We start from the raw sequence: 20,020 nt of genomic DNA, 5'->3' as shown, positions 1-20,020 counted from the left end.
GGTCAATCCTTCACGAACAGCTTGCGTTCGACTCTGCAGAGTGCCTCCGCCGGGCCGTTTTCGGTGATCAGGATGGTCTCGGTGATTTCCAGCCCCCAGTCGTCCATCCACAGGCCCGGCATGAAATGCAGGGTCATCCCCGGCTTCAGCACGGTTTCGTCGATGGTGCGGATGCTGACGGTGTGCTCGCCCCAGTCCGGCGGATAGGCGAGGCCGGTGGCATAGCCGCAGCGGTTGGGTCGCTCGATGCCGACCTTCCAGAGTTCCTTTTCCAGCGCTGCCGCGATATCGCCCGCCCGGTTGCCGGCCCGCGCGGCTTCGATCCCGGCGTTCAGCCCGGCGACCAGCGCTTCGGCCGCGTCGGTCATGTATTGCGGCGGCTTGCCGAAAAACACCGTGCGGCTGAGCGGCGCGTGATAGCGGCGATAGCAGCCGGCCTGCTCGATGAAGGTGGCCTCGCCGGTCCTGAATTCGTCGCCGCTCCAGGTCAGATGCGGCGCGGAGGCGTCGGGACCGGACGGCAGCAGCGGCATGATCGCCGGATAATCGCCCCAGATATCATCGACGCCGGTGATTGCGGTCTTCATCAGCTCGCCGACGAAACGGTTCTTCTTCATGCCCGGCTCGGCGATCTCCATGGCATGGGTCATCACCCTGTTGGAAATTTGCGCCGCCTTGCGCATGAAGGAGATTTCCTCGTCCGACTTCACCACGCGTTGCCAGTCAACAAGGCCCGAACCGTCCTTGATGGTGGCGCTTGGCAGGCCCTTGAGGAGCGCCGCGTGGCCGGCGGCGGAGTAATAATAGGCGTTCATCTCGACGCCGATGCGGGCCTTGTCGAGCGCGAGGCCCGCAAGCTTCTCGGCGAGGTCGTCCATCGGGTGGATGCCATCTGCCTGGATATAGCGGTCGGCATAGAACAGGATATGGTCGTCATCGAGAAAGGCGGTGCGACGCGCGCCATTGGCATCCATCAGCCGACCCCACCAATAGGGCATGCCGTCGCCGGTGACGATCACGGCCTGATCGACATAGAAGGACCAGCCGTCATAGCCGGTCAGCCAGTTCATGCCGGCGGGCGAAGTCACCACCAGTGCATCCAGCCCATAGGCCTCCATACCCTTGCGGGTCAGCGCCAGCCGGCGGTCATATTCCGATTTCGAAAAGGGCAGTTCCATCGCCGCCATGGCTTTCCTCGTTTTGTTGTGCACAACGCTGTTGACGGCGTTGCGGTAAGGGCTTGGGCCACCTTCTCAGGTTGCCCCGTATCTCTCCGGGTCATCCTCGGGCTTGACCCGAGGATCCAGGTGACTTTCCACACGGAACATGCGTGCGGGGCTCGGCTCTCTCCACCATACTCAGCCTATTCGCCATGCAACGCGCGTGGCAGGGGCCGCTATGGATCCTCGGGTCAAGCCCGAGGATGACTCAGAAATGGAGGTGAGCGAGGCGCGCCTCTCAGTCTCAGAATGTTCCGCTTTGCATTCTCTCTCAATGTTGTATACAACACGGTTTCAGCACGGCGCGCAAGCCCTTTCACAGCACGAGGATACGATGCTTACCAACGACCAGCTCGACCGTTTCGACCGCGAGAATTTCTTCCATCCCTCGACCCATCTGGCCCAGCATGCGCGCGGCGAGAGCCCGAGCCGGATCGTGAAGACGGCCAAGGGCGTGTTCATCGAGGATCGCGATGGTAACAAGCTGCTGGATGGTTTCGGCGGTCTCTATTGCGTCAATGTCGGCTACGGGCAGGAAAGCATCATCGAGGCGATCGCCGAGCAGGCGAAGGAGCTTGCCTATTACCACGCCTATGCCGGCCACGGCACGGAAGCCTCGATCAATCTGGCGAAGATGGTGATCGACCGCGCGCCGGACCATATGTCCAAGGTCTATTTCGGCCTGTCGGGCTCGGATGCCAACGAGACCAATATCAAGCTCATCTGGTACTACAACAACATCCTCGGCCGCCCGGAAAAGAAGAAGATCATCTCGCGCTGGCGCGGCTATCACGGCTCCGGGCTGATGACAGGGTCGCTGACCGGCCTTGCCGGGTTCCAGAGGAAGTTCGACCTGCCGCTGGAGCGGGTGTTCCATACCACCGCGCCCTATTATTACCGCCGCAAGGATCTCGCCATGAGCGAGGCCGATTTCGTCGCCCATTGCGTGGCCGAATTGGAAATGCGGATCGAGCGCGAGGGCGCGGATACGATCGCGGCCTTCATCGGTGAACCGGTGCTGGGCACCGGCGGCATCGTGCCGCCGCCGGAAGGCTACTGGAAGGCGATCTCGGCGGTGCTGGAAAAGCACGATATCCTGCTGATCGCCGACGAAGTCGTCACCGGTTTCGGCCGGCTGGGCTCGATGTTCGGCTCCGATCACTACGGCCTCAAGCCAGACCTGATCACCATCGCCAAGGGGCTGACCTCCGCTTATGCGCCGCTCTCCGGCACCATCGTTTCCGACAAGGTCTGGAAGGTGCTGGAACAGGGCACGGATGAAAACGGCCCGATCGGCCATGGCTGGACCTATTCCGCCCATCCGATCGGCGCTGCCGCCGGCGTTGCCAATCTGAAACTGATCGATGAACTGGGTCTGGTGAAAAATGCCGCCGAAACCGGGGCCTATCTCCGCGCCGCCATGAAGGACGCGCTTTCCGATCATCCCCATGTCGGCGATATTCGCGGCGAGGGCATGTTGATGGCCGTCGAATTCGTCAAGGATCGCGAAAGCCGCACTTTCTACGATCCGTCCGAAAAGGTCGGCCCCAATCTTGCCGCCGCGCTGATTTCCGAAGGCGTCATCGCCCGCGCCATGCCGGAGGGCGATATCCTGGGCTACGCCCCGCCGCTCTGCCTGACGCGCGAAGAGGCCGACCAGATTGTGGCGGCGACGAAGAAGGCGGTGATTGCGGTTCTGGGCTAGGGGCGCAAAAGGAGGCGCGATGCTGAAGGCGATCCATCACGTGCAGCTTGCCATGCCGGCAGGCGGAGAGGATCGGGCGCGCGCCTTCTATCGGGATGTTCTCGGCGTGCCCGAAGTGGAAAAGCCCGACAATCTGAAACCGCGCGGCGGCTGCTGGTTCGAGACCGGTGGGTTGCGCATCCATCTCGGCGTCGAGAATGATTTTCGGCCCGCGCGCAAGGCCCATCCGGCGATCCTGGTAGACGATGTCGATGCGCTTGCCGCAACGGTCGCGAAGGCCGGCTACGCGGTGAAGACCGACGAGCCGCTGGAAGGTTTCCTGCGCGCCTATGTCTACGATCCCTTCGGCAACCGCATCGAGTTGATGCAGGCGATCGCGTGAGCTTTTCGGCCCGCAATCGTTGACATTTGCCGCAAAGGATGGTCATCGGTTGCGGCGAACAGAAGAGACCGTCCATCCATGCCGTCCACCAGCCTGCCGGATTGCGCCGGCGCCATCCTTCAAGCCTTCGCGGCGCGCGACACGGCGTTGACCAATATACCGGTCATCCAGCCCGCGGCCCCCTTTCTGGATATGGCGGGCGAGGCGCTGCGCCGCCGCATCTTCATGACCGAGAGCGAGACCGGCGAGAGCCTTTGCCTGCGTCCGGAATTCACCATTCCCGTCTGTCGCCACCATATCGAGAACAATGCCGGCACGCCGAAGCGCTATGCCTATTGCGGCATGGTGTTCCGACAGGCGCGCGATGACGGGGCGTCCGAGTTCTTTCAGGCCGGGATCGAGGATCTCGGCAGTGCGGATTTCGCAAAGGCCGATGCCCGCGCGATTGCCGATGCGTTCGGTATCCTGCGCGAATGTCTGCCGGAATCGCCACTTGCGGTCACGCTCGGCGACCAGAATCTGTTCGAGGCGGTCGTTGGCGCGCTCGGCCTGCCGGGCGGTTGGCAGAAGCGGCTGATCCATGCCTTCGGCAATCAGAAGCGGCTGGAAACGCTGCTCGACGCCCTTGCCCGGCCGCAGCCTGTCGGCGGTCTTGACCGGCGGGTCGCGGGCTTTCTCGCCGATGGCGACGAGGCCGGGCTGATCGCCCATATCGACGAGACCATGCAGGCGACCGGCTATTCCACCAATGCCAGCCGCAGCCCGGAGGAAATCGCCCGGCGGCTGAAGGAGAAGCTGGCGTTGTCGGTCACCAGCCTTGATGCCGAGGCGCTGCACGCGCTCACGACGTTCCTGTCGCTCGATATCGGTCTCGATCAGGCGTCGGCGGCGCTCACCGGTTTTGCGGAGAAATTCGGCCTCGACATTGGTTCAGCGATTGCCGCCTTCGAAAACCGGATCGTGGCGATTGCGGCAAGTGGCGTTGCCGTTTCCGACATCACCTATCGCGCCGCCTTCGGGCGGCCGCTCGACTATTACACCGGCCTCGTCTTCGAGATCACGGAAGCCGGCCCGCGCGCGGCACTGCTGGCCGGCGGCGGGCGCTATGACCGGCTGCTGACGCTGCTCGGCGCAAGCGGGCATATTCCGGCGGTCGGGTTCTCGCTCTGGCTCGACCGGATCGAGCGGGCAGGCAGCCAAGCCGAGGATATCCGATGACCGTCACCATTGCCCTGCCCTCCAAGGGGCGCATCAAGGAAGGCGCGGAACAGGCGCTGAAGGCGGCGGGCCTCACGGTCGCGACCAATGGCAACAGCCGCTCCTATCGCGGCCAGATCGAAGGTCGCGGCGATATCGAGATCGCGTTTCTCTCGGCCTCCGAGATCGCGCGCGAGGTCGGCAGCGGCGCTGTCGATTTCGGCGTCACCGGCGAGGATGTCGTGCGCGAGAATGTCGCCAATGCCGATGCCCGCGTCGAGATCGTATCCCGCCTCGGCTTCGGTCAGGCCGATGTCGTGGTCGCCGTGCCGGAAATCTGGCTCGATGTCGATACCATGGCCGATCTCAACGACGTCGCCGCCGAATTCCGCAGCCGTCATGGCCGCCGGCTGGCGATCGCCACCAAGTTCTGGCGGCTGACGCAGCAGTTCTTCACCGCCACCCACGGCATCCAGCTCTACCGCATCGTCGAAAGCCTCGGCGCCACCGAGGGCGCGCCGATGGCCGGCCAGGCCGATATCATCGTCGACATCACCTCCACCGGCTCGACGCTGAGAGCCAACCACCTGAAGATCCTGTCCGACGGGCTGATCCTGAAATCGGAAGCCTGCTTCATGCGCGCGAAAAAAAGCGAGCATGAGGGGGATGCGGTGGTTGCCGAGATTGTTGCGGCGATGCGCGGGTGAGGACAAGCGAAAGCATGTGATTTGGCGGCTTGCTCCCAATACTCTCTCCCGCTGGCGGGAGAGATGCCCCGACAGGGGCAGTGAGGGTGAAGCAGCGTTTCAAATCGTGAGGGCGTTCGTGGTGATAGACTCCCCCCTCACTGTCGCTTTCGCGACATCTCTCCTCTCCGGGGCGAGAAGACTTGGGGGCTATGCGGTTACGCCACCGGCGATTGCGGTGAATCTTGAACGGCAGTTTCGAAAGCCACAAACGCTGTACTCTCGGAGAGGGTTCACCCCTCTCTGCCCCTGTCGGGGCATCTCTCCCTCAAGGGGAGAGATTGTTTGCTGACAGACCTGTGGATCTGAACATTCTCAGTCCTTGGCGCGTTCCACGTAGGAGCCGTCCTCGGTGAGGATGACCACGCGGGTGCCGGCGTCAATATGGGGTGGCACCATGGTGCGCAGGCCGTTGGAAAGCATCGCCGGCTTATAGGAGGACGAGGCCGTCTGGCCCTTGACCACCGGCTCGGTCTCGGTGATTTCGAGCGTCACCTGACGCGGCAGTTCGAGGGCGATCGCAATGCCTTCGTGGATCGACAGGACCACCGTCATGCCTTCGGAGAGATAGGCTGCGGCATCGCCGACATCGTCCGCGCTCATGGTGAGCTGGTCGTAGGTCTCCGGGTTCATGAAGTGAAAGCCTTCGCCATCACTGTAGAGGAAGGTGTGATTATTATCCTCGACAAAGGCGCGCTCGACCTGTTCCGTCGTCTTCCAGCGCTCCGAAACCTTGACGCCGTCGGCGATCCGGCGCATGTCCACCTGGGTAACGGGCGTGCCCTTGCCGGGGTGAAAATTCTGGGCGGTGAGCACGACATAGAGCTTGCCGTCGACATCGACGACATTACCCTTGCGCAGCGACGAGGCGATGACCTTGACCATGAAACTTCCTTGCTTTCAAAGCGCGGCCTCTGGCCGCAATCCTTTGTGAATTGTGAGAGCGGGACTAACGCAAATTGCACCCGAATGCCAGTGCCAAACGCTTAGACCCGCCTGTGAGGCCTTGGAAACCCTTATGAACAAGCCGACAAACAACGGACAGGCGCACGACGGAGCGTGGTGGCGGCCCGACCGCCATGCCGACCGCCGGCCGGCGCTCCTCGCCCGCAACCGGATGATGGCGGCGATGCGCGGCTGGTTTGCCGCCGAGGATTTCATCGAGGCCGATGTGCCGGCGCTGCAGGTCTCGCCCGGAAACGAGACTCATCTCCATGCCTTCGCCGCCAACATGATTGGCAATGACGGCGCTGGACGGCCGATGTATCTCCACACATCGCCGGAATTCACCGCCAAGAAACTGCTCGCGGCGGGGGAGGAGCGGCTGGTGTGCTTCTCCCGCGTCTATCGCAATCGAGAGCGCGGGCCGCTGCACCATCCCGAATTCACCATGGTGGAATGGTATCGCGCCAATGCACCCTATGAGCGGTTGTTTGCCGATTGCCAGGCGCTGCTGGCGCTGGCGGCAAAGGCCGTGGGGGCGACGCAGTTCTCGTGGCGCGGCAGTGCCTGCGACCCGTTCGCTGCCATCCAGCGGGTGAGCGTCGCCGAGGCCTTCGAGCGCTATGCCGGGATTGATCTTCTGGCGACCATCAGCGATGAAGGGGAGGGAGACCGCGAGGCCCTTGCCGCCCGCATCGACAAGGCGGGGCTTCGCTATGGCCCGGATGATAGCTGGTCGGACATGTTCTCGCGCGTGCTGGTGGAAAAGGTCGAGCCGGAACTCGGCCACGGGGCGGCGACGGTGCTTGACGCCTATCCCGCCTGTGAGGCGGCCCTTGCGCGCAGGAGCGAAACCGATCCGCGGATCAGCGAGCGCTTCGAGCTCTATGTCTGCGGCGTGGAGCTTGCCAATGGCTTCGGCGAATTGATCGATGCCGACGAACAGCGCCGACGCTTCATGGCAGACATGGCGGAAAAGCAGCGCATCTACGGCGAAACCTATCCGATCGATGAGGATTTTCTCGACGCGCTCAGGATCATGCCGCCCGCAAGCGGCATCGCGCTCGGCTTCGACAGGCTGGCGATGCTCGCCACCGGAGCCCGCCGCATCGAGGACGTGCTATGGGCGCCCGTGGCCGGAAGCTAGAAGATTTTAGTGGGCGTTGCAGGCAAGCCGCGTGTCCGGCTCGTTCAGGACCGGCTGCAGCGTGGTGAGCTGCGCCTTGCCGCCATTGCGCAGATCCGGCTGGATGATCATCGGCGAATTCTTCGGCCACCATTCGCCGCTTGCCCAGTAGGCCCATCCGATCCAGGCCTTGGGGTTTTGCTCGATGATGTCGACCATCTGCTTCAACCCCTTGAGGCAGGAGAGCTGGTCGGTGGTGCCGAACTCGCCGAGAAAGCCCTGATAATCATTGGCGTTCAGCCAGCTGGTGAAACTTTGTATCGCGCTGACGGCGCCGTCGATCTGATTGCAATTGTCGGCTTTGCCCGAAAAATCGTCATCGGCATACTGGTGCACCTCGAAGGCGAAATTGTCGACGGGGTCCTGTACGCCCGTCATGACGGAGGCGTTGGAGTTGCCGTAGAAACTCTGGCTCCAGCTATGGGCGCCCGACCAGGCGGTGCCGGGCACGAGCACGAGATTGCCGGCACCGATATCGCGGATCGATTTCAGCGCCGCATTGGCCGCCGTCAGCCAGTCCGCCGCCTCGATATCATGCGGCTCGTTCATCAGGCCGAAGATCACATCCTCGTCATTGGCAAACACCGCGCCGAGGCGCTTCCAGAAATCGGCAAAGGCCGCGACCGGCACATTGGGGCTGCCGATCACCTCGCCGCGATAGCGCGCGTAATTGTGGGGATCGAGGATTACCACCATGTTGTTTGCATGGGCGTCGTCCACCGTTTGCTGAATGCGCGACAATTCCGTGTCATCCAGAATGCCGTTGAGCTGCGGCTGCAACCTTTCCCACAGGAAGGGCAGGCGGATGGCGTTGAACTTGTCGCTGGCAAGCGAGTCGATGGTTTCCTTGGTGGGATAGATATAGCCCTCGCCGTAGGGATCGCCCGGCTTGCCGAACTCGGCGCCGGCGACATTGATGCCGCGCAGGCTCATCTCACAAGCCGCGGCCATGCCGGCCTGAACGGAGACCGAAAGCGCGGTCAGCGAAACCGCCGCTGTAAAAAACAGCTTCCTGAGGCTGGCAGAGGCGCTGGGGCACGGCAAAAACCCTTTCAGACTTGGCATTCACAAAACTCCGGACATGGCTCCATCAGATGGCGCCTATATGGTAGCAGCGATGAACTATCAGGAGTATAGCGCACAGCTTTGTCAATGATACGGTGACACGACTTATTTGGTTTCCCGGCTGTCGTTTTTCCAGTTATGACCGGCCTCGGCATGCTTGCTTGGCGGCAATCGACCTTTATGCGTCGCCGATGCAATAGCGTGACAGCCCAGCCCATAGTCTGATGCGCTGGACGCGGCAGCGGTTGAAAGCGCTGCCGCAAGCTTTTATGACCGATCGGCCGCCGCGATACGCTGGCGCTCAAGGAATGGGAGACGGCTATGAATAATTATGTGCTTACGGTGACCTGCCCTTCCACGCGTGGCATCGTTGCCGCGATTTCCGGCTATCTCGCCGCCGAGGGCTGCAATATCATCGACAGTTCGCAATATGACGATCTGGACACCGGCCGGTTTTTCATCCGCATCAGCTTCATATCCGAAACCGGCACCGGTCTTGGCAGCCTGAGGGATGGTTTCGAGGCGGTCGCCGCGCCGTTTTCGATGGACTACAAGTTCCATGACGGCGCCTACAAGATGAAGACGCTGATCATGGTGTCGCGCTTCGGCCATTGCCTCAACGACCTGCTCTATCGCTGGCGCATCGGCGCGCTGCCGATCGATATCGTGGGGGTCGTTTCCAACCATCTCGATTACCAGAAGCTGGTGGTCAATCACGATATCCCGTTCTTCCATATCCCGGTGAACAAGGAGAACAAGGCGGCGGCCGAGGCGCGGCTGATGGAACTGATCGACCAGACCGATACCGAGCTTGTCGTGCTGGCGCGCTACATGCAGGTGCTGTCCGATGCGCTGTGCCGGAAGATGGAGGGGCGGGTGATCAATATCCATCATTCCTTCCTGCCGTCCTTCAAGGGCGCCAATCCCTACAAGCAGGCCTATCAGCGCGGCGTCAAGCTGATCGGCGCGACCGCGCATTACGTTACGCCGGACCTTGATGAGGGGCCGATCATCGAACAGGAGACGGTGCGCATCACCCACGCCCAGAGCCCGGACGACTATGTGGCGCTCGGGCGCGACGTCGAGGCGCTGGTTCTGGCCCGCGCCATCCACGCCCATATCCATCATCGGGTGTTCATCAACGGCAACCGCACGGTGATTTTTGCCCCGTCCGCGGGCTCCTACGCCTCTGAGCGGATGGGCTGAGGCCCCGTCTCGCAACGCGGCGATAAATCGGCCTGCATCCAGGGATTGTATTTGTTGACGGGCGGTCAATTTTATCGGCCGGGCCCTTGTTCGCCCTTTGCCCCGCGCTATCTATGGGAAGGCGGAGGATTACGGACCCCATCGGTGCTTTCGCCCGGAAAATAAATTTCAATTTTTCGAGCGATTGTGTCATGAATTTGAAGAATATCCTCATTATCGGTAAAATATAACTCTGGTATTCGTGGCCAGCTTTGGCTATCACGATAACCGGAATGCGGCTCTGTGCCGCTTCAAGGAGAGGAGGCGTTCGATGCCCGTCGAGATGGATACTTTAGAAATCACTCAGCGCCGACATCTCAATTATGTCCTGTTTTGCGTCTGTCGTTCGAAAGGCAGTGCGGCCTGACCCATCCACCGGGAGCTTTGCTCCGGCTTTGCCTTGAGGGGCGCCCGGTTTCATATGCGTCAGACTGCACACGCAGGTTGAAAACATACGTCTAGAACATAAGAGGCCGGCCGCTTTTCAAGGGTCGGAGGTGCATTTCATGAAAAAGCAGATGGTTGAATTCGCCGGCCAGCCGGTCGGCATCGTCATCCCCGAAAACGGTCGCTTGAAGTTCGTGGCGGTGAAGTTTCACGTGCACGGTCTCGATGGCCGCCTGTACGAGACGATGGAAGAACTGCGCCTTGCCATCCGGACCCATGTGGAAGCTTTCTATCGTGAAGGGCCTGATCAGGCTCTGGCGGGCTGATTTTCGCGTTCGCTGTTGCTTTGATCTGGAACAAGGATCATGCTCGGGCGTTATCGTAAGGAAGTAGCCGAATTTCAGGAGTTCACAATGGTAGCCAATAAATCGACGGAATCGCAGGCGGGCAAGACGACGGAAGCCGACATTCAGGCTCAGATCGATCAGTTGCGCGGCGACATTGCCGAGTTGACGAAGCTGATCGGCGCTCTTGGCAATCAGAAAGCCTCTGAAGCGCGCGTCAAGGCCGAGAAGTTTCGCGACGATGCAATCAAGAGCGGCCAGGACGCTTATGATCGCGCCCGCGACGAGGCCGTGTCCTTCGAGGAAGATGTTGAGGATCACATCCGCAGCCGTCCGCTTCAGTCGATCCTGATGGCTGCCGGTTTCGGATTTCTGATGGCGCTCCTGACGCGGCGCTAGATGATGGATCGGCTCATATCACTCGTGGCGGCCGCCATGGCAGTGGATGGCCGCATCATTGCGCGTTCAGCCAAGCGTAACGCGGTTGTCGCCGTTATTCTGTTCTTCCTGTTTCTCGCCGCATTTGTCAGCGGCGTGGCAGCGCTTGCCATCTATCTTGCGGAAAAGTTCGGGCCTCTCGGCGCCACATTGACGATCGCCATCGCCTCTCTAGCGCTGGCGATGTTCGTCCTCGCCTATGCGATGATGATGAACCGCATGGAGCGGCGGCGGTTCCGCGCGGCGAAATATGCGACCGAGGAGATGCTTCAGAGCGTCGTTGGCGTCGTGCCGACCATGATCAACCAGAAGCCGATCACGGGCGTTGCCTCCATTGCGGCGCTCGCCTTCGTGCTGATGCGCGCTTACCAGAAAAAGAAGTGAATACGGAACGAATGGCAGGCGGCGGGGTGACCCGGCGCCTTTCGTTTGCGTGTTCGCGGGAATGACACATAACCATGAAAACGATCAACGGCATACCGCAAATGGGCTTCGGTACCTGGAAGCGGAAGGACAGCGAGGCCTATGATACGGTGATCGCCGCTCTTGAGGCCGGCTACCGCCATATCGACACCGCCCAGGCCTATGACAATGAAACCGAAGTCGGCAATGCGATTTCCGATTCCGGCTTCACGCCCGCGGATATTTTCGTCACCACCAAGGTGTGGATCGATAATTACGGCCCGGCTTCCTTCCGTCCGAGCGTGGAGGAGAGTCTTGCGCGGCTCAGGGTAGACAAGCTCGACCTTCTCCTGCTGCACTGGCCCGGCCGTCCCGATGGGCCCGCCTTCGAGGACTATATCGGCGAACTCGCCGCCGTCTATGACGATGGCCTGACCCGGCGCATCGGCGTGTCCAACTTTAACACGACCCTGCTTGCGGAAGCTGCGCGCCTTCTCGGCGATCGCAAGATTTCGACCAATCAGGTCGAGTGTCACGTGTTCAACCAGAACAGGGTCGTGGCCGACTATTGCCGGCAGCACGATATCGCGCTGACGGCCTATTCCCCTCTCGCACAGGGCACAGTCTCCGGCAATCCGATCCTGAAGGAAGTGGCGGAGGCCCATGAGACCGGGGAGGGCGTCATCGCGCTCGCCTTCCTGATGGCGGAAGGCCATGTGGTGATCCCGACTTCGAGCCGCCCCGAACGGGTGAAGTCCAATCTGGATGCTGCCTCAATCAGGCTCTCCGGCGAGGAGGTCATGCGCATCCGCGAACTCGACGCCGGCATGCGATTGATCGATCCGGAATGGGCGCCGGAGTGGGACTGAGCCTTTCGGATCCGTTGGCAGCACTCAAGTTGAATTGCTGCCAAAATATTGAATTTGTTTATTAAAACGAAATTTTCAGATTGAAGCCGCCGGCAAAATACGTCAGCCTCTGATATTGTCAACGACAATGAGGTGGACCATGAAACTTGCATCGGACTTCGAATTGCAGCTTGCCGGCTATGGGCTGACGACGGCGCATATCCTCTACCGCCTGCCGGACTTCGAAAGCCTGCTTCAGACCTATGTCTGGCAGGACTACGATCTTGCCCCCGATTTTCCCGAGATGCACAAGTTTCTCGATTTCTGGAAAGAGAAACTCGACGGGCCGCTGCATTCCGTCCGTTACGCCCACAGACGGCTGATCGGCCCCAATGAATGGCGTCAGGTGTCAGGGGAATTCACGATCCACTGATCAATCGCCGGCATCGATAACCGCCTGCAACTGCTCTTTGGCTGACAGCATCAACCCGATGGGGTTGATCGCGACGATATCGTCGATCCGCGCTTCGCCATTCTCCTCGACCATCGAGAAACGCGCGGTCGAATAGGTCTGGTATTCGGGCGCATCGCCCACGCAGGCCAGCGTCTGGAACCGCACGGTGACATGAAACACGTCGTCGTCGACCGGTTTCGGCGGCGAGATCGTCACGTTTTCGAGCGGGCATCCGTCCTGAGCATTGGTCACGACATCATAGTCGAAGGGCGAACCGGCCTCCCTGGCATAGGGCGTCTTCATCGCCTCGGCATAGCGCATCTGGAAATCCGCGCTGAACAGGCGCGAGAGACGGTCCTCGGTGAACAAGGCCTGATAGCCGGCCGGATCCGTGGCCCAATTGTTTTCGGTCACGGCCATGACGTCGCGAACGGGATCCGTCGGCTCGGCGGCAAGCGCCGGCGCGGCGAAAACCAGAATGGCGAACAGGGCTTTGAGAGACATTGGACCGACCTTCTGCTGGAGCGCGGTCTTCCACACTATAGATCGCTGTCGCTTACGTCGACCCGGTCCAGCACCAGCGGTCGGTCCGCGGGCGGATTATCCTCGATAGCGATGGCCGCGCGCAGCGTTGCGGCGGCTTCCTGCCAGCCTTCCTCGGTGGCGGCATGGACAAGGGCGAGCGGTTCACCTGCGGCCACCTTTGCGCCGAGCGGCCTCAGCACGGAATAGCCGACGCTGTGGTCGATGCGGTCCGTCGGACGCTGCCGCCCGCCGCCAAGCGACACCACGCTCAGACCGATCGCCCTGGCGTCGCAGGCGGCAAGATAGCCGGAGGAAGGGGCTTCGACCGGGCGGATGATCGCGGCCTTTGGAAGGTAGCTTTCCCAGCGTTCGACGAAATCCGCCGGGCCGCCGAGGCCTGCCACCATTCGGCCGAAGGTCTCCATCGCCCTGCCGCCCGAAACCGTTTCAACGGCGATCTCGCGGGCGCGGTCATGGCTTTCGGCAAGGCCTGCATTTGCGATCATCTCGGAAGCGAAGGCAAAAACTACGGCTTCGAGCCGCGTACCGGCCTTTTCTCCGCGCAGGAACGACAGCGCGTTTTCGATCTCGACCGCATTGCCGACGGCGTCGGCGAGAGGCTCGTTCATATCGGTGACGAGCGCCGTGGTGGCAAGCCCGGCACCGTTTGCGACCCTCACCAGAAGACGGGCGAGTGCTCTCGCGTCATCGGGGTCGGTCATGAATGCGCCATTGCCGAATTTGACGTCCAGCACCAGCGTTTGCAGCCCGGCGGCGAGTTTCTTCGACAGGATCGAGGAGACGATCAGCGGCATGGATTCCACCGTGGCCGTGACATCGCGGATGGCGTAAAGCCGCTTGTCGGCTGGCGCCAGTTCCGCTGTCTGGCCGATGATCGCGCAGCCGGTTTCGTTGATGATCCGGCGCAGCGTGGCTTCGTCGGGGCCGATATTGTAGCCCGGTATCGATTCCAGCTTGTCGAGCGTGCCGCCGGAGGGGCCGAGCCCCCGTCCCGAGATCATCGGCACGGCAAGGCCTGCGGCGGCCGCGATCGGGGCGAGCATCAGCGAGACATTGTCGCCGATGCCGCCGGTGGAATGCTTGTCGGCGATCGGGCGGTCAATGCCGGGCCATGAAAGAACATGGCCGGAATCGCGCATCGCCAGCGTCAGCGCCACGGTTTCCGCCTCGTCCATGCCGTGAAAGAACACGGCCATGGCGAAGGCGGCGGCCTGTGCCTCCGATAGCGTCTCGTCGCCGAGCGCGCGCACGAAGCTGGCGATCTCCTCGCCCGAGAGCGTCAACCCGTCGCGTTTCCTGCGGATGATCTCCTGGGCGAGCATGGGGTCAATAGCCGCTGGAGGCCGCGCTCGACTGCTTGCCGTCCAGCACGGCCTGGATGTCGTTCAGAAGGCCGGATGCGCCGAAGCGGAAGGTGGTGGGCATCACCCAGCCCTCGCCCATCACGGTTTCGGCGAGGCTCAGATAGAGCTGGGCGTCGCGAACCGATGAAATGCCGCCGGCGGGCTTGATGCCAACCTTGCGGTCGGTCTGGCGGATGACGCCGAGCATGATGTCGGCGGCTTCCAGCGTGGCGTTGATCTTGACCTTGCCGGTGGAGGTCTTGATGAAGTCCGCGCCCTCGGCGATCGCCAGTTCCGCGGCCTTGCGGATCAGGCCGGCATCGGCGAGCTCGCCGGTTTCGAGGATCACCTTAAGCAGCACCGGTTCGCGGCAGAGAAAGCGCACGGCGCGGATCATCTCGCTGACGGCCCATTCATTGCCGGCTTTCAGCTTGGCATAGGGGATCACGAGATCGATTTCGTCGGCACCGTCGCGGATCGCCTGTTCGGTCTGCTCTTCCACGGCCGAGATCGACATGTCGCCCGCGGGAAAATTCACCACGGTCGCGATCTTGATCAGGTGGTCGGGGCCGAGCATCTGCCGGGCAAGGCTGACGAAACGCGGCCAGATGCAGATCGCCGCCGGCGTGCCGTAGGGCGTATGGGCGCGCTCCAGCAGCGTCTCGATATCCTTGTCAGTGCAGTCGTCGTTCAGATTGGTCAGGTCAAGCAGCGAAAGCGAGACCGACGCGGCCTCCTGAAGCGTATGGTGTTTCATGGCTTACCCCTTGCCGATCGCGCGCTTGACGATGGCGGCCAGTTTGCGGCCGCCGATCGGCGCCATTTTCTTGGTTTCGTCATGGCCAAGCTCCCCCTGGCTCATGCCGGCCCCGAAATTCGTGATCACCGAGGCCGCCGCGACCTTCATACCCAGAAAGCGCGCCAGAATGACCTCGGGGACCGTCGACATGCCCACCGCGTCGGCGCCGAGCACCCTGGCCATGCGGATCTCAGCCGGCGTTTCGAAGCTCGGTCCTGAAAACCACATATATGTGCCTTCCGCAAGTATTATGTCGAGACCGGCCGCCGCCCGGCGCATGGCGTCGGCAAGTTCGCGGTCATAGGCACGGCTCATGCCGGTGAATCGGCGGTCGGAGGTCTCGCCGATCAGCGGGTTCATGCCGGAGTAATTGATATGATCGGTAATCAGCATCACCGAGCCGGGCGGCATGTCTTCATGCAGCGATCCGGCGGCATTGCTGAGGAACAGGTTCTCGACGCCGAGCGCCGCCAGCGTTTCGAGCGGTAGGCGCATCGCCGCCGCGTCGCCCTGCTCGTAATAGTGCACGCGGCCGGACAGCACGATCACCGGCGTGCCGGCAAGCAGCCCGGCAACGAGACTGCCATGATGGCCGCTGACCGCGCCAACCGGAAAACCGGGCAGTTCGGAAAAGGCAAAGCGCGTCGGATTTTCAATTTCGTCCGCCAGCCCGCCAAGGCCGGAGCCGAGCACGATCGCGTGGCGCGGCGAAAGATCGCCGAGCGCCTCCTTCAGCAGAAGCGCTGCCTCGGTCATCCGATGTCCTCGGTGTCGAAGGCGTGGGGCAGCAGGCCGCCGACGGTCACGGTTTCGCGCACGCCGGTATCGTCGCAGAGATAGACCTCCGCGCCGGCATCGGAAAATTCGGCAAGCTTCTGGCGGCAGCCGCCGCAGGGCGAGCACAGCGCCAGCCGCGGCGCATAGACGGCGACGGCCTTGATCTTCGTCGCGCCGCCCATGATCATGTGGCCGATCGCAACGCCCTCGGCGCAGATGCCTTCTGGATAGGCAAGGTTTTCGACATTGGCCCCGGCATAGACCTCGCCATCCTCGGCGAGGATGGCCGCGCCCACCGGAAATTTCGAATAGGGCGAATAGGATTTGGCGCTTGCCGCGCGCGCGGCCGTAAACAGATCGGCTGGCGTCGTCATGTTACCGCTCCTTGGTATAGGGCACGCCGCCGGCCTTGGGCGGGCGGGCGGTGCCGATGAAACCCGCCAAGAGGACGCAGGTGAGGATATAGGGCATGGCCTGGAACACCTGCACCGGCACCTCGCCGATCAGCGGCATGGACTTGCCCTGCATGAAATTGGAAAACGCTTCGAGGAAGCCGAACAGCAGGCAGGCAAACATTACCGGAACCGGCTTCCATTTGGCGAAGATCAGCGCCGCGAGCGCGATATAGCCCTTGCCGGCCGACATGTTGTTGATGAACGAGGCCGATTGCGCGATCGCGAGATAGGTGCCGGAAAACCCGCAGAGCAGGCCGGCCAGGATCACCGCCCGGTATCTCAGCCAGGTCACCGAAATGCCGGCGGTATCGACCGCGCCGGGGTTCTCGCCAACGGCGCGCAGGCGCAGGCCGAAGCGGGTCTTGTAGACCACCCACCATACGATCGGCACGGTGATGAAGGCGATATAGACGAGGATATTGTTGCCGGAGAGGACGTCGGCATAGAGCTTGCCGAAAAAGCCCATCTGGCTCGCGGCCTCCGCGCCCGGGAAATCGATGCCGGTAAAGCGGGCGCTGTTTTCAAGCTGCGGGGTGCGTCCGCCCTGCCGGAACCAGGCATTGCCGAGCACCACGGTCAGCCCGGCCGCCACGAAATTGAGCGCGACGCCCGAGACTATCTGGTTGCCGCGCGCGGTGATCGAGGCGTAGCCGTGAACAAGACTGAAGACGATCGAGATCAGAATGCCGCCGAGCAGCCCGAGCCAGGGCGAGCCGGTGTAATAGGCGACGACGGCGGCCGCAAAGGCCGAGGCCAGCATCTTGCCTTCGAGCCCGATGTCGAAAATGCCGGAGCGTTCCGAAAACAGCCCCGCAAGTGCTGTAAAGATCAGAGGAATGGAAAGGCGAATGGTCGAGCCCAGCATGCCGATGATGATGTCGATGCTCTGCATGGCTCAGGCCTCCGCCATCATCTGTCGTCTGGAAAACACCCTGACCAGCGCCGGCCGGTAGAGGAATTCCAGCGCGCCGGCAAACAGGATGACCAGACCCTGGATCATCACGATCATGTCGCGGGTGATCTGCGGCATCATGAAGGAAAGCTGGGCGCCGCCCTGGTAGAGAATGCCGAACAGGATTGCCGCGATCACGATGCCGAGCGGATGGTTGCGGCCCATCAGCGACACGGCGATGCCGACAAAGCCCGCGCCGCCGACGAATTCCACCTGCAGGCGGTCGGCCGAGCCCATCACCACATTGAGCGCCATCATGCCGGCCAGCCCGCCGGACAGCAGCATGGTGACGATGACCGTGCGGGCATAGGGAATGCCGGCATAGGTGGCGGCCGACTTGCTCATGCCGAGCGCGCGCACCGAATAGCCGAATTTGGTGCGCCAGATCAGGAACCAGACGGCAACGCCCATGACAAGCGCGATGATGAAGGAGACGTTGAGCGGGGCGGGGCCAAGCCGCGATCCGAACATCGCCATCAGCCAGTCGAGGTTCGGAAGCTGGCCGCCCGGGGCAAAGCCGCGCGTTTCCGGCGACATCGCGCCGGCGGGCTTCAGCACATGCACCAGCAGATAGACCATCAGCGCGGCGCCGATGAAATTGAACATGATCGTGGTGATCACGATATGGCTGCCGCGCTTGGCCTGCAGCCAGGCCGGAATGAAGGCCCAGGCCGCGCCGAATATTCCCGCGCCCAGAACGGCGAAGGGCATGGTCACATACCAGGGCACGTAATTGCCGAGCGACAGCGCCACCAGCGCGCAGCCGAGCCCGCCGACATAGGCCTGGCCCTCCGAGCCGATATTGAACAGCCCGGCGTGATAGGCCATCGCCACCGACAGACCGGTGAAGATGAAATTGGTCGCGTAAAACAGCGTGAAGCCGATGCCCATCCCGCTGCCAAGCGCGCCGTTGATGAGGATGCCGAGCGCCTCGAACGGGCTCTGGCCGATCATCCAGATCACGAAGCCGGAAATCACCAGCGCCGTGACGAGGTTGAGCAGCGGCATCAGCAGAAAGGTGACCCAGGAGGGCAGGGGCGTGTTGGCGGCGCTCATGTCGACCTCAAGATGCTATCCCGGCCATCATCAGGCCGAGTTTCTGTTCGTCCGCCGCCGGCGTGGTTTCGCCGACCACCTCGCCGGCGAACATCACCAGTATGCGGTCGGCAAGACCGCGGATTTCGTCCAGCTCAACGGATACAAGCAGCACCGCCTTGCCGCTGTCGCGCATATCGATGATGCGGCGGTGGATGAACTCGATCGCGCCGATATCGACGCCACGGGTCGGCTGGCCGACAAGCAGGATGTCCGGGTCGCGCTCGATCTCGCGGGCGACCACGATCTTCTGCTGGTTGCCGCCGGAGAAATTGGCGGTCTTCAGCATCGGATTTGGCGGACGGATATCGTATTTCTCGATCTTCTCGCGGGCGTCCTCAAGGATCGCCTGACGATCAAGCACCCCCGCGCGGCCATATTTCTCAAGATGATGATAGCCGAGAATATTGTTCTCGCGCTCCTCGAACGGCAGGATCAGCCCCATATGGTGACGGTCCTCGGGAATATGAGCAACGCCCGCGTGCCGGATCCGGGCCGGATCGGCATGAACCACCTTCTTGCCATCGATCCAGATTTCGCCGGAATGCGGCTTGCGGATGCCCGAAAGCGCCTCCAGCAACTCCGACTGGCCATTGCCGGCGACGCCTGCAATACCGACGATCTCGCCCTTTCGCACATCGAAGGAGACGTTCTTGACCATCGGCACGCCGCGCCCGTCATGAACGGTGAGATTGCGCACCGAAAGCGCGACATCGCCCGGATTGGCCTCGCCCTTTTCCACGCGCAGCAGCACGCGGCGGCCGACCATGAGTTCGGCAAGCTCCTCCACCGTCGTTTCGGCGGTGTCGCGGGTAGCCACCATCTCGCCGCGGCGCATGACGGAGACCTTGTCGGTGATCGCCATGATCTCACGCAGCTTGTGGGTGATCAGGATGATGGTCTTGCCCTGATCGCGCAGCATGCCGAGAATGCGGAACAGGTGATCGGCTTCCGACGGCGTCAGCACGCCGGTCGGCTCGTCCAGGATCAGGATTTCGGCGCCGCGAAACATCGCCTTCAGGATTTCGACGCGCTGCTGCAGGCCGACCGGCAGTTCCTCGATCACGGCGTCGGGGTCGACCTCCAGGCCGTATTCCTCCTCAAGCCGCTTCAGTTCCTTGCGGGCAGCGCTCGCGCCCTTGGCGAGCAGCGCGCCGCCTTCCGCGCCGAGCATGATGTTTTCCAGAACGGTGAAATCCTCCACCAGCATGAAGTGCTGATGCACCATGCCGATGCCGGCATCGATCGCGACATCGGTGTCGGCGATCACCAGCTTTTCGCCATTCACCCGGATCTCGCCGTTATCGGCCTGATAGAAGCCATAGAGGATCGACATCAGCGTAGACTTGCCCGCCCCGTTTTCACCGATGATGCCGTGGATCGTGCCCTTCTCAACCGTGAGATTGATGTCCTTGTTGGCATGGACCGGGCCAAAGCTTTTGTCGATGCCGATGAGTTCGATCGCGGGGCTCAAATGCTGTTACTCTCCAAC

The 20,020-nt window shown here is 62.1% G+C and carries 22 protein-coding genes; 11 read left to right on the top strand and 11 right to left on the bottom strand.

Annotated elements, in window-relative coordinates:
* Positions 1-2: 2 nt before the first annotated feature.
* Positions 3-1,187, bottom strand: coding sequence for a M24 family metallopeptidase (locus Mame_RS00375; protein ID WP_018063492.1), 1,185 nt, complete (start codon positions 1,185-1,187; stop codon positions 3-5).
* Between the two features lie 367 nt (positions 1,188-1,554).
* Here Mame_RS00375 and Mame_RS00370 point away from each other — a divergent pair, with 367 nt between their 5' ends.
* The 4 genes from Mame_RS00370 (at position 1,555) to hisG (ending at position 5,211) form a co-directional block, all read left to right on the top strand.
* Positions 1,555-2,925: an aspartate aminotransferase family protein gene (locus tag Mame_RS00370; RefSeq protein WP_018063493.1), complete on the top strand. Its 1,371-nt coding sequence runs from the start codon at positions 1,555-1,557 to the stop codon at positions 2,923-2,925.
* Between the two features lie 19 nt (positions 2,926-2,944).
* Positions 2,945-3,307 (top strand): VOC family protein, encoded by a 363-nt coding sequence (locus Mame_RS00365; protein ID WP_018063494.1) that lies wholly within the window; start codon positions 2,945-2,947, stop codon positions 3,305-3,307.
* A 78-nt stretch (positions 3,308-3,385) separates the two neighbouring features.
* Positions 3,386-4,525: an ATP phosphoribosyltransferase regulatory subunit gene (locus Mame_RS00360; RefSeq protein ID WP_018063495.1), complete on the top strand. Its 1,140-nt coding sequence runs from the start codon at positions 3,386-3,388 to the stop codon at positions 4,523-4,525.
* Positions 4,522-5,211: an ATP phosphoribosyltransferase gene (gene hisG / locus Mame_RS00355; RefSeq protein ID WP_018063496.1), complete on the top strand. Its 690-nt coding sequence runs from the start codon at positions 4,522-4,524 to the stop codon at positions 5,209-5,211. Before Mame_RS00360 ends, hisG begins: the two co-directional genes overlap by 4 nt.
* 354 nt (positions 5,212-5,565) lie before the next feature.
* Here hisG and efp read toward each other — a convergent pair whose 3' ends face one another.
* A complete protein-coding gene (gene efp / locus Mame_RS00350) occupies positions 5,566-6,135 on the bottom strand; it encodes an elongation factor P (RefSeq protein ID WP_018063497.1) in 570 nt (189 codons plus the stop codon).
* Between the two features lie 133 nt (positions 6,136-6,268).
* On the opposite strand from efp, the gene epmA reads away from it, so the two are divergent.
* Positions 6,269-7,339: an EF-P lysine aminoacylase EpmA gene (gene epmA, locus Mame_RS00345; protein ID WP_018063498.1), complete on the top strand. Its 1,071-nt coding sequence runs from the start codon at positions 6,269-6,271 to the stop codon at positions 7,337-7,339.
* Positions 7,340-7,345: 6 nt separating this feature from the next.
* Here epmA and cel5A read toward each other — a convergent pair whose 3' ends face one another.
* A complete protein-coding gene (gene cel5A, locus Mame_RS00340; protein ID WP_155121994.1) occupies positions 7,346-8,443 on the bottom strand; it encodes an endoglucanase Cel5A in 1,098 nt (365 codons plus the stop codon).
* A 321-nt stretch (positions 8,444-8,764) separates the two neighbouring features.
* Between cel5A and purU the strand changes: the two genes are divergently transcribed.
* From purU to Mame_RS00310, 6 genes are all read left to right on the top strand, one after another.
* On the top strand, positions 8,765-9,649 hold the full coding sequence (gene purU / locus Mame_RS00335; RefSeq protein ID WP_018063500.1) for a formyltetrahydrofolate deformylase: 885 nt from the start codon (positions 8,765-8,767) through the stop codon (positions 9,647-9,649).
* A 545-nt stretch (positions 9,650-10,194) separates the two neighbouring features.
* Positions 10,195-10,401: a hypothetical protein gene (locus Mame_RS00330; RefSeq protein ID WP_033409558.1), complete on the top strand. Its 207-nt coding sequence runs from the start codon at positions 10,195-10,197 to the stop codon at positions 10,399-10,401.
* Positions 10,402-10,488: 87 nt separating this feature from the next.
* Positions 10,489-10,818, top strand: a complete 330-nt coding sequence (locus Mame_RS00325) for an ElaB/YgaM/YqjD family protein (RefSeq protein ID WP_157624500.1) — start codon at positions 10,489-10,491, stop codon at positions 10,816-10,818.
* Positions 10,819-11,241 carry a hypothetical protein gene (locus Mame_RS00320; RefSeq protein WP_018063503.1) on the top strand — a complete coding sequence of 141 codons (423 nt, stop codon included), beginning with the start codon at positions 10,819-10,821 and terminating at the stop codon, positions 11,239-11,241. It begins immediately after the preceding gene.
* A 74-nt stretch (positions 11,242-11,315) separates the two neighbouring features.
* On the top strand, positions 11,316-12,128 hold the full coding sequence (locus Mame_RS00315) for an aldo/keto reductase (RefSeq protein WP_235726794.1): 813 nt from the start codon (positions 11,316-11,318) through the stop codon (positions 12,126-12,128).
* Between the two features lie 139 nt (positions 12,129-12,267).
* Positions 12,268-12,540, top strand: a complete 273-nt coding sequence (locus Mame_RS00310; RefSeq protein WP_018063505.1) for an usg protein — start codon at positions 12,268-12,270, stop codon at positions 12,538-12,540.
* On the opposite strand, the gene Mame_RS00305 is transcribed toward Mame_RS00310, so the two are convergent.
* The 8 genes from Mame_RS00305 to Mame_RS00270 are packed head-to-tail and all read right to left on the bottom strand — an operon-like array spanning position 12,541 to position 20,002.
* Positions 12,541-13,065 carry a hypothetical protein gene (locus Mame_RS00305; protein WP_018063506.1) on the bottom strand — a complete coding sequence of 175 codons (525 nt, stop codon included), beginning with the start codon at positions 13,063-13,065 and terminating at the stop codon, positions 12,541-12,543. It lies immediately after the preceding gene.
* Between the two features lie 35 nt (positions 13,066-13,100).
* Positions 13,101-14,429, bottom strand: coding sequence for a thymidine phosphorylase (deoA, locus tag Mame_RS00300; RefSeq protein WP_018063507.1), 1,329 nt, complete (start codon positions 14,427-14,429; stop codon positions 13,101-13,103).
* A 4-nt stretch (positions 14,430-14,433) separates the two neighbouring features.
* Entirely contained in the window at positions 14,434-15,207 is a 774-nt protein-coding gene (gene deoC, locus Mame_RS00295) for a deoxyribose-phosphate aldolase (protein WP_018063508.1), read from the bottom strand.
* A 3-nt stretch (positions 15,208-15,210) separates the two neighbouring features.
* Positions 15,211-16,005, bottom strand: a complete 795-nt coding sequence (locus Mame_RS00290; RefSeq protein ID WP_018063509.1) for a purine-nucleoside phosphorylase — start codon at positions 16,003-16,005, stop codon at positions 15,211-15,213.
* Positions 16,002-16,400, bottom strand: coding sequence for a cytidine deaminase (gene cdd, locus Mame_RS00285; RefSeq protein WP_018063510.1), 399 nt, complete (start codon positions 16,398-16,400; stop codon positions 16,002-16,004). The genes Mame_RS00290 and cdd overlap by 4 nt, the downstream gene beginning before the upstream one ends.
* 1 nt (position 16,401) lies before the next feature.
* Positions 16,402-17,373, bottom strand: a complete 972-nt coding sequence (locus Mame_RS00280; protein WP_018063511.1) for an ABC transporter permease — start codon at positions 17,371-17,373, stop codon at positions 16,402-16,404.
* Between the two features lie 3 nt (positions 17,374-17,376).
* The gene (locus tag Mame_RS00275) at positions 17,377-18,489 is read right to left on the bottom strand and encodes an ABC transporter permease (protein ID WP_018063512.1); all 1,113 of its coding nucleotides are present in this window, start codon (positions 18,487-18,489) and stop codon (positions 17,377-17,379) included.
* Between the two features lie 7 nt (positions 18,490-18,496).
* Positions 18,497-20,002 carry an ABC transporter ATP-binding protein gene (locus Mame_RS00270; protein ID WP_018063513.1) on the bottom strand — a complete coding sequence of 502 codons (1,506 nt, stop codon included), beginning with the start codon at positions 20,000-20,002 and terminating at the stop codon, positions 18,497-18,499.
* Between the last annotated feature and the right edge of the window lie 18 nt (positions 20,003-20,020).

The organism is Martelella mediterranea DSM 17316 (assembly GCF_002043005.1).
GTDB lineage: Bacteria > Pseudomonadota > Alphaproteobacteria > Rhizobiales > Rhizobiaceae > Martelella > Martelella mediterranea.
The sequence above is the reverse complement of the archived record's forward strand: the minus strand, read 5'-3'. Positions and strand labels throughout refer to the sequence as shown.